This window comes from Streptomyces sp. NPDC007929 (assembly GCF_042959065.1).
GTDB lineage: Bacteria > Actinomycetota > Actinomycetes > Streptomycetales > Streptomycetaceae > Streptomyces.
Window position 1 is genome coordinate 921978 of record NZ_JBIBKD010000001.1, and the last position, 13366, is coordinate 935343.

The following is a 13366-nucleotide window of genomic DNA, read 5'->3' on the forward strand; positions in this document are numbered from 1 at the left end:
GCCGGGCCCACCGTCCCCGCCCGGGTCCTCACGCCGGTCACCTTCCGGTCACGCGGTGACTACAATGCGTGTCCGGGCGGTCACTTCGCGCACGCGGTGCCGTGGTGGCGGCCCGCGGGCGAGTGACCGGGGGAGCGGTGAGTACGCGGTACGAGTTCAGGGTCCTGGGACCCCTCGAAGTCCTGCGCGACGGGTGGCCCGTGCGCATCGACGCGGCAAAGGTCCGGCTGCTGCTGGCGGCTCTGCTCGCCGAGTCCAACCAAGTGGTCACCGTGGAGACGCTGGTGAACCGGCTCTGGGGGGAGAACCCGCCCGGTCGTGCGCGCAACACCCTCCAGAACTACGTCCTGCGCCTGCGGCGCGCCCTCGGTTGCCCCGTCGGCGGTGCACCGGTGTTCACCCGCCCCCACGGCTATGTGATCGAGACCGCGCCGGACGCCCTGGACCTGCACCGTTTCACCACCCTGGTCCGCCAGGGCCGCACGGCTCTGGCCGAAGGCGCACCGGCGCGCGCGGCCCCGCTGCTGGGCGAGGCCCTGGGGCTGTGGCGCGGGGACCCGCTGTCGGACCTGCCCGCGCACCTCGTCCGGGGCGTGGTGGCCGCGCTGGACGAACAACGCCTGGACGCACTGGAGTTGCGGATCGACGCGGACCTGGCCCTCGGCCGGGCCGCCGACGTCCTGCCCGAACTGCGCGGCCTCATCGGGGAGTACCCGCTGCGGGAACACTTCTGGGCGCAGCGCATGCTGGCGCTCTTCCACTGCGGACGCCAGGGCGAGGCACTGGAGAGCTACCGCGAGGTCACCGCGCTGCTCGCCGACGAGCTGGGCGTCGCGCCCGGGGCCGGGCTCAGACAGGTCCACGGGCGGTTGCTGGCAGCCGCCCCGGACCTGACCGGGGCGCGGGAGGCGAGGCCGGCCGCACCGCCGGGGGGTGGCGAACTGCCCGTGGAGATGACCACGTTCGTCGGCCGTGAGGCACAGGTGGCGCAGGTGCGGCGCCTGTTGGGGGCCGCCCGGCTCGTCACCCTCACCGGAGTGGGCGGTGTGGGCAAGACCCGGCTGGCGCTGCGGGCCGCCGCCGAAGCCGCGCCCTCCTTCGCCGACGGGGTCCGGCTCGCCGACCTCGCCCCGCTGAGCGACGCGGACCTCCTCGACCGGGCCGTGTCGGAGGCGCTCGGCCTGCGCGACCACTCCGCCCGCCCTGTCGCGGACGCGATCGCCGACCATCTGCGCGACCGTCGGCTGCTGCTCGTCCTGGACAACTGCGAGCACTTGGTGGAGCACGTCGCCGGGCTCGTGCTGCGGCTGGCGCGGGCAGCACCCGGACTGCGCGTCCTGGCCACGAGCAGGCAGCGCCTGGGAACACCCGGCGAGCACGTCCTGACCGTGCCGCCGCTCACCCTGCCCGCCGTGGAGGGCACCGCGGGCGGCACCCCCGCCCGCCGGGAACCCGCGGTCGGGGCCGCGGGCGATGTCGTGGGCGATCTCGCGGGGGAAGTCGCGGGCGAAGTCGCGGTCGTGGGGGCGGGAGCTGGCGACCCGACCGGAGTTCCGGCTTCCGCCGAAACCGACGATCCGTTGCTGCGCTCCGAAGCCGTGCGGCTCCTCCTGGACCGTGTCGCCGGTTCCGCCCCCGCCTTCCGGCTCACCGCCCGCAACCGCCGGGCGGTGGCCCAGCTGTGCCTGCGGCTGGACGGCATCCCCCTCGCCATCGAACTCGCCGCGGTACGCCTGAGCGCGATGACGGCCGAGGAGATCCTGGAACGCCTCGACGACCGGTTCCGCCTGCTGTCCGCGCCGCGGCCGCGCACGTCGGCCCGCGGTCACCACACCCTCCGGGGCATCGTCGACTGGAGCTACGACCTGTGCACCGAAGGCGAACGCCTCCTGTGGAACCGGCTGTCCGTGTTCTCGGGCGGCTTCGACCTGGCAGCGGCGGAAACGGTCTGCGCGGGTGGGGGAGTGCCCCGGGAGGACGTGCTCGACCTGCTGGCCGGGCTGGTCGACAAGTCGATCGTGGCGGTCAACAGTTCCGGTGACCGCGCCCGGTACAGCCTGCTGGAGACCATTCGCCAGTACGGCCGGCAGCGCCTCCAGGAGGAAGACGGCACGACGTTGCTGCGGGTGCGGCACAGCGGGTTCTACCGGGCGACCGCCGTACGCGCCGGTGAGGAGTGGTGCGGGCCGCGTGAAGTCGACTGGCTGGTCCGGCTGCGCACCGACCTGCCCAACCTCCGCACCGCCCTCGACCACTGCGCGAGCCGACCCGACCTGGCGGGTGACGGACTGGAGATCGCGGTCAACCTGGCCCGCACCCGCTGCTGGTTCTTCAGCAGCACGCTGGGGGAGGGCCGGCACTGGCTGGAACGGCTGCTCGCCGCGGAGGAGCCGTCGGTGACCACGAGAACACCGACGCTGATCGCCGGCGCGCTGGCGATGAAGGCGTGGATCGCGCTCTGCCAGGGAGACAACCCCGCGGCCGAGACGTTCCTGGCCGAATGCCGTGCCGTGGCCCGGGAACTGCCCGACGGGCCGTCGGCGGCGCCGGTGACGTACATCGAGGGCGCGCACGCCATGCTGGTCCGCGGCGACCCGGCCAGCAGCGCGTTGCTGGCCGAGGCGCGGGACCGGTTCCGTGCCGCGGGGCAGGCCGGCGACGCGCACATGGCGACGATGCTGTGGGCGATGGCGGAGGCGTTCTTCGGTACCCGTGCCTCGGCCTCGTCGGCTCGGGACGTGTACGTCGCCGAGGCCGAGGCGAGCGGAGCCGAATGGGCGGGAACCTGGGCCCAGTGGTGTTCGGGCCTCGTGGAGTTGCGTCATGGCGAGGCCCGGCGGGCCTTGGCCCCCCTGCGACGGGCCCTGGCGCGCCAGCAGGCGATCGGGGACAGCTGGGGCCCGGTCTGGGGTCTGGAGACACTGGCCTGGGCGGTGGCGGCCACCGGCGACGGCAGCCGGGCGGCGTGGCTCCTGGGAGCCGCCCACCGCATGCGCCGGGACACGGGGGTGGCGCTGGTCGGCCTGCGCCCCTTCCACGAGGCGCACCTCGCCGCCGAGCGACGGGTGCGCGCGTCCCTGGGCGCCGAGGCGTACGCGGCGGCCTGGTCCCGGGGTGCCTCCGGCGAGGACGCCCCGGCACCATGACCGGGGCAGGGACGTCACGGGCGCTGCCGACCCGCGCCCGGACGGGTGGTTCCCACACTCCGACAGCGTAGGAGGGCGCCTCACGCGGGGCGCCGCGAGCGGACCCGTCGCAAGCTCCATGGAGCCGCGTGCCGCCAGGAACCGGACTGCTTGCACCCGTCGCCGCACCACCCCCCACGGCCCGGAGCCCCCATGTCCCGTACGACCCCGCCCCGCGTGAGCGTGATCATCCCCGCGTACAACGCGATGCCGGAACTGACGCGCTGCGTCACCTCCGTCATGGAGCAGACGCTCGGTCCGGACCGGATCGAGATCATCGCGGTCGACGACGGCTCGACCGACGGCAGCGGACGCGAACTGGACCGCCTCGCACAGACCTGCCCCGGCCTGCACGTCGTCCACCGGCCCAACAGCGGAGGGGCCGGAGTGCCACGCAACACCGGCCTGGACCGGGCCACCGGCGACTACGTCTTCTTCCTCGACTCCGACGACTACCTCGGACCGGACGCCCTGCGCCGAATGGTCGCCATGGCGGACGAGAACCGCACCGACGTGGTCCTCGGCAAGATGGTGTCGGTCGGCGGACGCGCCGTGCCGACCGCGGTCTTCTCGCACAACCAGCCCCGGACGGACATCTTCTCCTCCGCCGCCTACCGCACCCTGGGCTGCTGGAAGCTGTTCCGGCGCTCGCTGATCGAACGGCTGAACCTGAGGTTCCCGCCGTACCGCAACTGCGAGGACAAGCCGTTCACCGCCGCCGCCTACCTCAACGCCGACGGCATCTCCGTGGTCGCCGACTACGACTGCTACTACTCACGCAACCGCCAGAACGGCAACAACCTCACCCGCACCGCGGCCGACCTCGTCCACCGCATGGACGGCACCCGGCTGTGCTTCGAAACGGTCGCCCGCTTCCTGGAGCCCGGACCGCGCCAGGACCGGATCATGCGCCGCCACGTGGAGTGGGAACTGTGCGGGCCGCTGCGTGCCCTGCTGCCCGGCGAGAGCGAACAGCGGGCACGGGAGTTCTTCTACCCGCAGTTCCGGCACTGGGCGCTGACCTACGTGAGCGACGGCGTCTTCCAGTCGATCGCCCCGCAGGACCGGCTGATCGTCCATCTGCTGCGCGCCGACCGGTTCGAGGACCTCATGACCGTCGCCCGGCACGCCAAGGAGGACGCGGCGCGCGGCAACGTGGTGGACAAGGGCCGCGTCTACTGGTCCCACCCCTTCTTCCGCGACCCCGCGAAGGCGGTCCCGGACATCTGCTTCGACGTCACGAGCCGCGTCCCGGTCCACCACGAACTGTCCCAAGCCGCCTGGACCGGCGACGGCGATGTGCTCCGACTCGCCGGTCAGGCCCGGATCGAGTCCCTCGGCCCCCTCCAGTCCGACACCCGGCTGATCCTGCGCCCGAGCGGCTTCCGGCACCCGGAGATCCACGTGCCCGCGACCGTCGGCACGAGCCCGCACCACGGCCGGGACGCGGCGACCGGCTTCACCGCCTGCGTGGACCTCGACACCGTCGACTCGGGCGCCCCCCTCGGCGGCGGCCGGTGGAACCTCTACCTGGACGTCCGCGCCCAGGGAGTGAGCCGAACCGTGCGGCTCCGCCGGGCCAGGACGGACACGGACGGCGGCCTGCACGCCCCACCGCGGCGGCACCTGACCCGCCGCCCCCGGCCCGGGCACGGTCCCACCACCGCCCGTCCCTTCCTCACCCCGGACGGCGACTTCTCCCTGGAACTGAGGGAAGCCGAGGTCGCTCCGATCTGCCGCGTGACCCGGATCGCCTGGCACACCGGCGCACCCGCCACCCTCGTCGTCGGCGGCCACCTGACCGACGACGCCGAGGGCCGCCCCGTCACCGCCCTGCACGCCGAAGAGGACGGCGGCTCGGTGCGGGAGGTACCCCCGCTGTACGCGCGCGACGGCAGCCCCGACTTCACCGCCCACCTGCCGGTGGGAACCCTGCGACCCGGACGGTGGACCCTGACCCTCCGCACGGACGACCCGGCCGGGCGCATCCCCGTTCCCCCCGCGACGGACCTGTCCGGCACCCGGTGGTTCCGCGCGTCCCGGCTCGGCCGCCCCTACTACGCCAAGCCACTCCCGGGCGGCCCCGGGGACGCCCTGGTGCTGCGCGTGGCGCCGGTCAGGCTGACGGCGGCGGTCCTGCGCCGCGTGAAGGGTCTCAGCCGGTGGAACACCCGCTAGCGGATGTGCCGCCCGGCGCGGAGGCCGGCGTCCTGGCGGACCGTCTGAAGGAACGCATCTACGCGACGATCACGATGATCGCCGTGGTGGTCGGTCTGTCCCTCGGCGAGGTGAGCGCACCCGGCGCCGTCGCCGCCGTCCTGACGACCGCTGTCGGGCTCTGGCTCGCCGCGCTCGTCGCCGACCAGCAGGCCCACCGCACCGTCCACCGGCACCTCGCCACCGGCCGGGAGCTTCGCCGCATGCTGTACGTCAGCAGCCCCCTGCTGTCCTGCGCCGTGGGCCCGTCCGTGCTGATCGCCCTGGCCGCGCTCGATGTCCTGACCCTGGACGCCGCGTTGCTGGCGGCGGCGGGCGTGTGCGTGGTCTCCCTCTTCCTGTGGGGCTGTGTGGGCGGACTGCGCATGGGAGGCGGCGCCCTGGCGGCCCTGCTGGCAGGCCTCGCGGACGCCGCGATCGGTGTGGCCGTCGCCCTGGTGAAGGCGGCCGCCGGACACTGACCGGCGCGATCAATCCCGCCGCGACGCGAGCAGCTCCCCGAGCTCGCCGAGACTCTGACTCCAGCCTTCCTCGTGAAGGGCCCGTCGCCCCTCCGTGGCGAAGTCGCCCTGGTCGAGGAGCAGTTCGCACCGCCCGGCGTCGATCTCGCGCAACGACCGCGTCACCACCGTCTCCCGGTCCTCGGGGTCGGGATCCTCCGGGGATCGGTCAGCTCCCGGAACACGGCCGGGCACGATCCTTCCAGGGCGCGCCGCAGGCCGCACTCTCAGCTCGCCGGCCCGTGCCATCACGACCACCTCCCAGGGGTGCTGCCGAGCCGGTCCGCGGTGGCGGTGAGTGCCGTGCCCAGGGGCAGGGAAACCCTGGTGAGGGCGTACTGATCTCCCCGGGTCCGATCCCGGTTGACGATCAGCACCGGCTTGCCCTCCTGCGCCGCCTGGCGGACGAAGCGGAGCCCGGACATCACCGTCAGCGAGGAGCCGAGGACCAGCACCGAGTTCGCCGCGCGGACCAGCTCGCGGCAGTGCTCGACCCGCTGCGGCGGCACGGACTCGCCGAAGAACACCACGTCCGGCTTGAGTGTGCCGCCGCAGGCCGCGCAGGGCACCACGCGAAAGTCCGCGACCTGGTCGTCCGTGAGGTCGGCGTCCCCGTCCGGGTTGATTCCGGCGGCCACGGGCGCGAACGCCGGGTTGGCCTCCTCCAGCCGCAGGGCGAGTTCCTGGCGCGGGCTGAAGGCACCGCAGGAGAGGCAGCGGACCCGGGTGAGGGTGCCGTGGAGCTCCACGACGTCCTCGCTGCCCGCGGCCTGGTGCAGGCCGTCCACGTTCTGGGTGATGACACCCGCGAGCAGACCCTGCCGCCCGAAATCGGCCACGGCCCGGTGGCCGGCGTTGGGCAGGGCCCGGCCGAAGGTGCGCCAGCCGAGGTGGCTGCGGGCCCAGTACCGTCGCCGGGCCCGGGCGTCGGCGGTGAACTCCTGGTAGGTCATCGGTGTGTGGCGGCTCAGGCTCCCGCCCTCACCCCGGTAGTCGGGGATGCCCGACTCCGTGGAGATCCCCGCTCCGCTGAGCACCAGCACTCCACCCGCCCGCAGCGCATCGGCGACCGGTGCCAGATCCGTGGTCGCCGGCGGCAGATCCCCGGCAGGGGTCCAGCTCAGCGTGGGGCGCATGCGCATGCCGCCAGGGTACGGAACGACGGCCGCCGACGTCCGGGTACGGTCCGTGAAGCGTTCGATCTTGAGGAGGGACGCGGTATCGGACCACCCGTCAACCCTTGTCGGGGCAGGGCCCGCAGAGCCGATATCGGACGGAGACGTTTGGGAGCGCGGGATCGGCGCACCCGATGACTTAACAGAATCCTTATACGACGAAGCGGAGACGCACCATGGGCATCATTGCTTGGATCATCATCGGGCTCCTCGCCGGCGCGATCGCCAAGGCACTGATGCCGGGCAAGGACCCGGGCGGCATCATCATCACCATGCTCATCGGCATCGTCGGTGGTCTGCTCGGCGGCTGGCTCGGCAAGGTCATCTTCGGTGTGGACTCCATCGACGGCTTCTTCGACCTGTCCACGTGGATCGCCGCGATCGTCGGCTCCCTCATCCTGCTCGCCCTGTACCGGGTGTTCACCGGCAACCGGCGCTCGCACCGTCACGCCTGACCCGTCGAGGGCTGAAGGTTCCGCACAACAACCGCGTACATCCGGATACATCCTGAGGGCTCCTTTCCCGCACGTGCGGGAAAGGAGCCCTCAGGATGTATCCGGTCCGATCGGTCCAGGTCCTACCCGGCCCGGTAGGCCCGCAGGAAGGTCCGCACCCCCTCGACGACGAGCGGCCGGACGCGGCTGTCCTCCGCGGCGTTGGCGGAACCGTACCGGTTGAGCGCGACGCCGAAGGTCAGCGCGATGAACTGGTCGGCCGCGAGCCGTGCGTCGGGGACGTCCAGCAGCCCGGCGGCGGCGAAGGCGGCGAACCGCTCGGCGAGCGCCTCGTCGGGGGCGTCCGCCAGGGAGTTCTCGCCCCCGTTCGGCAGCTGACCGAACTGCGTCCGGACCAGGCGCTGCAACGTCGCGTACTCCGCCGAGCCCAGCATGTCGGTGGCGATGCGCATCGAGAACGTGACCAGGACGTCCTCCAGGTCGATGGCCTCGGTCGGCTCGGTGAGGGTGTCGTCGAGGATTTGCCCGATCGTGCTGACCAGGGACTGGCCGACCCCGTCCACGACCGCCTGCAGGAGCGTCTGCTTGTCGCCGAAGTAGTCGTAGACCGTGCGCTTGGACACCCCGGCCCGGGCGGCGACCGCGTCGACGCTGGTCCGGTCGAAGCCGTCGGAGAGGAACAGTTCCCGGGCCGCGGTGAGGATGGCGGCCCGCTTCCGCGTGGACCCCTCGCGCAGTGTCTTCGTGGTCGGCATGGCCGTATCCTAACCCGACTTTACTGCACCGTGTAGTGTAGTTCGGGAGTCGAAGGAAAGGACGTCCATGACCACGACCCTTGCTCCCCCGGTCCGCGTCGGGAAGGCCGCCGTCGCGGCTCTCGGACTGCTGGCGGCCGCCACCGGAGCCCTCGAATCGGTGGTCACACCGACACTCCCGCTGTTGCAACGCGAGTTATCGATAAGCCCCGCCCAAGGGGCGCTGCTCAGCATCACGATGCTCATCACCGGTGCCCTCGTCACGCCCGTCGCGGGCAACCTCGGCGACCGCCACGGCGGGAAACGGGTCATGCTCCGGCTGATGGGGGTCGTCACGGCCGGTGGACTGATCTCCTCCCTGGCACCCAACCTGCCGGTCCTGCTGCTCGGTCAGGTGCTGGAGGGCGCGATGGTGGGGGCGATGCCCCTGTCGTTCATCCTGGTGCGCAAGCACCTCCCCACCGGCGAGTCCCAGGTGGCCATCGGCGTCGTCAGCGGCCTGTTCGTGGGCGGCGGAATGCTGGGCACGCTGATGGCCGGGCCCATCGCGGAAGGACTGTCCCGGCACTGGATGTTCGCGATACCGACGATGGCGATCGTCGCGGCGACCCTCCTCGTCCACCGGCTGATGCCGGACGACCCGCCGGCCCGGGCCGACGCCCGCATCGACTTGCCGGGCCTGCTGCTCCTCAGCGGCGTGCTGCTGACCCTCATGACCGGGCTCTCGCTGGCACCCGACGCCGGCAGTCGGCCCCTCGCGCTCGGGGCCCTCGTCGTGCTCCTGGTCGTCCTCGTGTCCGGATGGATCGCCGTCGAGCGCCGCTCGCCCTCACCCATGGTCGACCTGCGCCTGCTGGCGCGGCCCGGGATGTGGAGCTCCTACGCGATCACGTTCGCCGTCTGCGTGGGCACCGCGGTGTCGATGTACCTGGTGCCGCAGCTGTTCGCGGTGTCCGGCGACGGGTACGGCTTCGGGGCCAGTTCCACCGCCATCGGGCAGTACCTGCTGCCCGGCGCCGTCGCGGGGGCCGTCAGCGGGCCGCTCGGCGGGCTCGCGGCACGGCGCTTCGGCGCCACGGCCGTGGTCGCCGCCGGGATCGGCGTCATGACGCTCACGCTGGCCGCCATGGCGTTCGCGCACACCGAGATCTGGCACCTCGTCGTCGGCAAAACGCTGATCGCCCTGGCCAGTGGCGTCTGCGTCACGGCGATGGTCGTCAGGACCGCCACCTGGGTCGATCACGGCGACACCGGCACCGCCACCAGCCTGGTCCTGGTCACCCGCGTGATCGGCTTCGCCGCGGGCGTGCAGGTCAGCGGTGCCGTCCTCACCGCCGGAACCCGCCCCGGGCTGGAGGACCCGGCCGAATCCGCCTTCTCCGCCGGGTTCCTCCTCGCCGGCGCCGTCACGGCCCTGTCCCTGCTCGTCGTTCCCGCCCTCGGTAAAGGAGTCAGGAAGTGACCCCCACCGACCGGTTCGCCGGCCACCGCACCCGGCGCAGGCGCACCGTCCTCATCTCGGGCGCCAGTATCGCGGGCCCCGCCCTCGCGTACTGGCTGAACCGCTACGGATACGCCGTCACGGTGGTGGAGAAGGCGCACGCCCTACGCGGCGGCGGCTACCCCGTCGACGTGCGCGGCACCGCACTGGAGGTCGTCCGGAGGATGGGCATCTGGCCACGACTGCGCGACGCACACGTCGACACGCGCCGCTTCACCTTCCTCGACGAAACCGGCGGCACGGTCGCCTCGATCGCCCCGCACACCGTCGCCGGCGGCGACGAAGGAAGCGACCTCGAAGTGCGGCGCGGCGATCTGACCGACGCCCTGTACACGGCGGTCCGTGACGACGTGGAGTTCGTGTTCGGCGACTCCGTCGACAGCGCCGACCAGTCGGGCCACGGCGTCGACGTCACCTTCCGCGGGGGCGGCAGGCGCACCTTCGACCTGGCCTTCGGCGCGGACGGACTGCACTCGCACACCCGGGAGCTCCTGTTCGGCCCCGAGGAACGGTTCCACCGATACCTCGGGTACTGCTTCGCCGGATTCACCCTGCCCAACCACCTCGGCCTCTCCCACGAGGTCATGATGTGGAACGCACCCGGCCGGGCCGCCGCCCTCTACGCCGTGGGGGACGGCGACCACGTACACGCCTTCCTCAACGTCGCGCACCCGCAACCACCCCCCGGCGCCCTCCGCGACCCGGGAGCCCAACGGGAGCTGTTCGCCACGGCCTTCGCCGACGCCGGCTGGGAAGTGCCGGGCATGATCGCAGCCCTGCGCGACGCGGACGACCTGTTCGCCGACGTGGTCAGCCAGATCCGCCTGCCCCGCTGGTCCAGCGGCCGGATCGCCCTGGTGGGCGACGCCGCCTACGCGCCCTCGTTCCTCACCGGGCAGGGCTCCAGCCTCGCCCTCGTCGGTGCCTACATGCTCGCCGGATCCCTGGCCCGGCGGGACGCCGCCGAAGGCTTCGCCGCATACGAACACGGCACCCGGGGCTTCGTGACGCTGAACCAGGACCAGATCGGCCAGGGCGACGCCGCGCTCTTCCCCACCACGGCCCGGGCCCTGGAGCGGCGCAACGACATGCTGCGCCGCCTCGGCGCCCTGACCTCGGGCGCGGGCCGCCCGGCCCACTCGGCACTCACCCTGCCCGACTTCGCCCCCGACCGGTAGCGATGGCAGCCGCGTTGTCAGCAAGGGCTCCGCCACACCCCGAGCTCGGGCTTCTTGCGCATCGACGACAGCCTCAGCCGGCGCGACTCGGCACAGAAGGCGCTCCGCGGCTCCTCGTACTCCACGTGGAACACCGCCTTGCCCGCCTTGATGAACGGGGAGAGCGCTCCGCACTCGTCGTACTGGGCGCACTCCTCGTTGACCGCGAAGTCGAAGTGGTCCACGAGCTGGGGGATCTGGGGGAGGTCGTTCTTCAGCCCCACCGACAGCCCCCGCTCGTGCGCGATGGCCGCGATCATGCGGTTGTACGCGAGCTGGTCGCGTGCGGTGAGCGGGAAGCCGGTGTCGTTGCCGTAGCCCTCCACCAGATCGGGCTCGACCGCGTCGAAACCCTTGTCGCGGCACATGTCGAAGCGGCGTTCCATGAGGGGCCGCAGGACGGACACCCGCCGGATGTCCAGCCACCGCTCACCCGACCAGCCGTTGGGCTCGCCGAGGACCGAACGCGGGAAGGCGTCCCGGTCCGGCCGGAAGTCCTCCCACGCGCCCACGTTGACGTAACAGATGACCTTCCTCCCCGCGCGGTGCAGCCGGGCCACGTCCGCGGCGGAGTTCTCGAACCCGTCGATGTCATAGACCGGCACGTCGGCCGACGCGTCCACCCTGCCGTCGAGCTGCCACTGCCAGGCGAGACCCGGCCGCGGCTTCCACACGGCCCGTGAGGGCGACGCCGTACCGTGCCGGTCCGCGGGCGGCTCGGCGCCGCCGGAGCAGCCCGTCAGCGCCACGGCCGTCAACGCGGTCAGCAGCGCCGCACGGGGAAGGGCCCGCCCGGTCATCGCCCCGCCCCGGCGAGAGCCGGCGTCAACTGGGCCCAGGGATTGGGGGGTTCGCCCGTCACCGGGCCGCAGACCGCCGCCCCGCGCTCGTGCGCCGTGCGAACGGCCAGCGGAACGAGCGCCTCGGGCACGCCGTACACCAGATGGCACAGCCCCTCGGGTGCGTGTCGCGCGGTCCACGCCGGCCGGCTGAAGGCGGAGACGTACGTCGACCAGTGCCCCTCGAAGGTGACGGTCAGATCGGCGAGGCGGGCGTACCCCGGAGCCGGGTGGACACCGGGGTTGAGGACGACCGTCCCCACACCCAGCCGACGCAGCGTCCGCACCAGCCGACGGCACTCCGGCAGCCCGTCCGCCGTCGCCGTCACCCGGTCCAGGAAGCAGCCGTCCGCCGCGTACCACTCGCGGTGCCGCCGTACGTCCTCGGCGATCTCCGCGGGGTCGCGCACCCCGTAATCGGTGTCGACGTAGCCCAGCAGCCGCGCACCCGCGGCCCGCAGCGCACCCGCCGCGGCGGTGAACGCCGGGTCGGGGACCTCACCCGGACCGCTCGCCGGATTGAGAACGACACCGTAGGTGCGGGTGGCCGCGGTGATCAGCCGGTGCCAGGCACCCGGATCCTCGGCCGGATGGACGTACAGCGGGATCAGCAGGCTCACGGAGTGCGCCCGCCTTCCCACAGGGCGGCCAGCGCGTCATCGAGGGAGTGCGCCGGACGCCAGTGGAGGGCCTTCGCCGCGGCGGAGATGTCCGAACACTGCCACGACACCTGCGCCGAGCGGGCCGAACCGGCCGGGCTCGCCACGCCCTCCTCGATCCGGCCCCGGAACCCGGCCAGCCGGGCCAGGCTCCCCACCAGGTCGCGCACCGGGACGGCCCGGCCCCCGCCGAGGTTGAGGACGGGCGGCAGCGGGCCCGGTGCCGTGGCCGCGAGGACCACCGCCCGCGCCACGTCACGCACGTCGACGAAGTCGCGGTGGGCGGACAGATCACCGAGCCGCAGCACCGCCTCCGGATCGGGTCCGGCCTCGCGCAGCAGCGCGGCGATCCGCCCCGGCAGCCCGGTGGACGGCGCCCCTGGCCCCACCGGGTTGCCCACCCGCAGCACCACCGCGTCCAGTCCGGAGGAGGTCACCGCGACCGTGCCCGCGAGCTTGGTCGCACCGTAGGGGCCGACCGGGCGGGTGGCCGCCGACTCCGGCACCGGGGCGTCCGGCACGCCCGGGCCGTACTCGGCGGCCGAGCCCAGGTGCACCAGACGGGCCGCGGGGGACGCCTCGCGCAGCGCGGCGCACAGCACCGCGGGACCGCGCGCGTTGACCTCGGCGAGGGTGACGGCGTCGCCGCCGGTCGCGCCCGCGCAGTTGACGACGGTGTCGGGCACCGCCGACGCCAGGGCCTTCGCCAACCGCTCCGGGCGGACGCGGGCGAGATCGACGCCGACGTCGGCGTCCGGTGACCGGCCGCCGACGAGGACCCGCGCGCCCGGCAGATCGCGCAGCCGCTGCGCGATATGAGCGCCGAGATAGCCGGTGGAGCCCAGGACGAGAATGCGCATGAC

At 73.1% G+C, this 13366-nt stretch carries 12 protein-coding genes; 6 read left to right on the top strand and 6 right to left on the bottom strand.

The window, feature by feature from the left end; translation table 11 throughout:
- Window positions 1-137: 137 nt before the first annotated feature.
- The 3 genes from ACFZDE_RS04220 to ACFZDE_RS04230 all read left to right on the top strand — a co-directional run bounded on the left by ACFZDE_RS04220 (window position 138) and on the right by ACFZDE_RS04230 (window position 5863).
- Window positions 138-3146 carry a BTAD domain-containing putative transcriptional regulator gene (locus ACFZDE_RS04220; RefSeq protein ID WP_391197191.1) on the top strand — a complete coding sequence of 1003 codons (3009 nt, stop codon included), beginning with the start codon at window positions 138-140 and terminating at the stop codon, window positions 3144-3146.
- A 192-nt stretch (window positions 3147-3338) separates the two neighbouring features.
- Complete coding sequence (locus tag ACFZDE_RS04225) at window positions 3339-5363, top strand: glycosyltransferase (protein WP_391197194.1); 2025 nt, start codon at window positions 3339-3341, stop codon at window positions 5361-5363.
- The gene (locus ACFZDE_RS04230; RefSeq protein ID WP_391197196.1) at window positions 5348-5863 is read left to right on the top strand and encodes a hypothetical protein; all 516 of its coding nucleotides are present in this window, start codon (window positions 5348-5350) and stop codon (window positions 5861-5863) included. The genes ACFZDE_RS04225 and ACFZDE_RS04230 overlap by 16 nt, the downstream gene beginning before the upstream one ends.
- A gap of 9 nt (window positions 5864-5872) precedes the next feature.
- On the opposite strand, the gene ACFZDE_RS04235 is transcribed toward ACFZDE_RS04230, so the two are convergent.
- Together ACFZDE_RS04235 and ACFZDE_RS04240 are read right to left on the bottom strand one after the other, a co-directional pair.
- Window positions 5873-6028, bottom strand: coding sequence for a hypothetical protein (locus tag ACFZDE_RS04235; RefSeq protein ID WP_391197199.1), 156 nt, complete (start codon window positions 6026-6028; stop codon window positions 5873-5875).
- A gap of 122 nt (window positions 6029-6150) precedes the next feature.
- The gene (locus ACFZDE_RS04240; RefSeq protein ID WP_391197201.1) at window positions 6151-7044 is read right to left on the bottom strand and encodes an NAD-dependent protein deacetylase; all 894 of its coding nucleotides are present in this window, start codon (window positions 7042-7044) and stop codon (window positions 6151-6153) included.
- A gap of 209 nt (window positions 7045-7253) precedes the next feature.
- Between ACFZDE_RS04240 and ACFZDE_RS04245 the strand changes: the two genes are divergently transcribed.
- Window positions 7254-7532: a GlsB/YeaQ/YmgE family stress response membrane protein gene (locus ACFZDE_RS04245; RefSeq protein WP_390990077.1), complete on the top strand. Its 279-nt coding sequence runs from the start codon at window positions 7254-7256 to the stop codon at window positions 7530-7532.
- Window positions 7533-7654: 122 nt separating this feature from the next.
- Here ACFZDE_RS04245 and ACFZDE_RS04250 read toward each other — a convergent pair whose 3' ends face one another.
- A complete protein-coding gene (locus tag ACFZDE_RS04250) occupies window positions 7655-8287 on the bottom strand; it encodes a TetR family transcriptional regulator (protein WP_391197202.1) in 633 nt (210 codons plus the stop codon).
- A gap of 67 nt (window positions 8288-8354) precedes the next feature.
- Between ACFZDE_RS04250 and ACFZDE_RS04255 the strand changes: the two genes are divergently transcribed.
- Window positions 8355-9749 (top strand): MFS transporter, encoded by a 1395-nt coding sequence (locus ACFZDE_RS04255; RefSeq protein WP_391197204.1) that lies wholly within the window; start codon window positions 8355-8357, stop codon window positions 9747-9749.
- Window positions 9746-10966 carry an FAD-dependent monooxygenase gene (locus ACFZDE_RS04260; protein ID WP_391197206.1) on the top strand — a complete coding sequence of 407 codons (1221 nt, stop codon included), beginning with the start codon at window positions 9746-9748 and terminating at the stop codon, window positions 10964-10966. Before ACFZDE_RS04255 ends, ACFZDE_RS04260 begins: the two co-directional genes overlap by 4 nt.
- A 17-nt stretch (window positions 10967-10983) precedes the next feature.
- On the opposite strand, the gene ACFZDE_RS04265 is transcribed toward ACFZDE_RS04260, so the two are convergent.
- The 3 genes from ACFZDE_RS04265 to ACFZDE_RS04275 are packed head-to-tail and all read right to left on the bottom strand — an operon-like array spanning window position 10984 to window position 13363.
- A complete protein-coding gene (locus tag ACFZDE_RS04265) occupies window positions 10984-11805 on the bottom strand; it encodes an endo alpha-1,4 polygalactosaminidase (RefSeq protein WP_391197208.1) in 822 nt (273 codons plus the stop codon).
- Entirely contained in the window at window positions 11802-12464 is a 663-nt protein-coding gene (locus tag ACFZDE_RS04270) for a spherulation-specific family 4 protein (protein ID WP_391197211.1), read from the bottom strand. The genes ACFZDE_RS04265 and ACFZDE_RS04270 overlap by 4 nt, the downstream gene beginning before the upstream one ends.
- Complete coding sequence (locus ACFZDE_RS04275) at window positions 12461-13363, bottom strand: NAD-dependent epimerase/dehydratase family protein (protein ID WP_391197213.1); 903 nt, start codon at window positions 13361-13363, stop codon at window positions 12461-12463. Before ACFZDE_RS04275 ends, ACFZDE_RS04270 begins: the two co-directional genes overlap by 4 nt.
- Window positions 13364-13366: the final 3 nt, after the last annotated feature.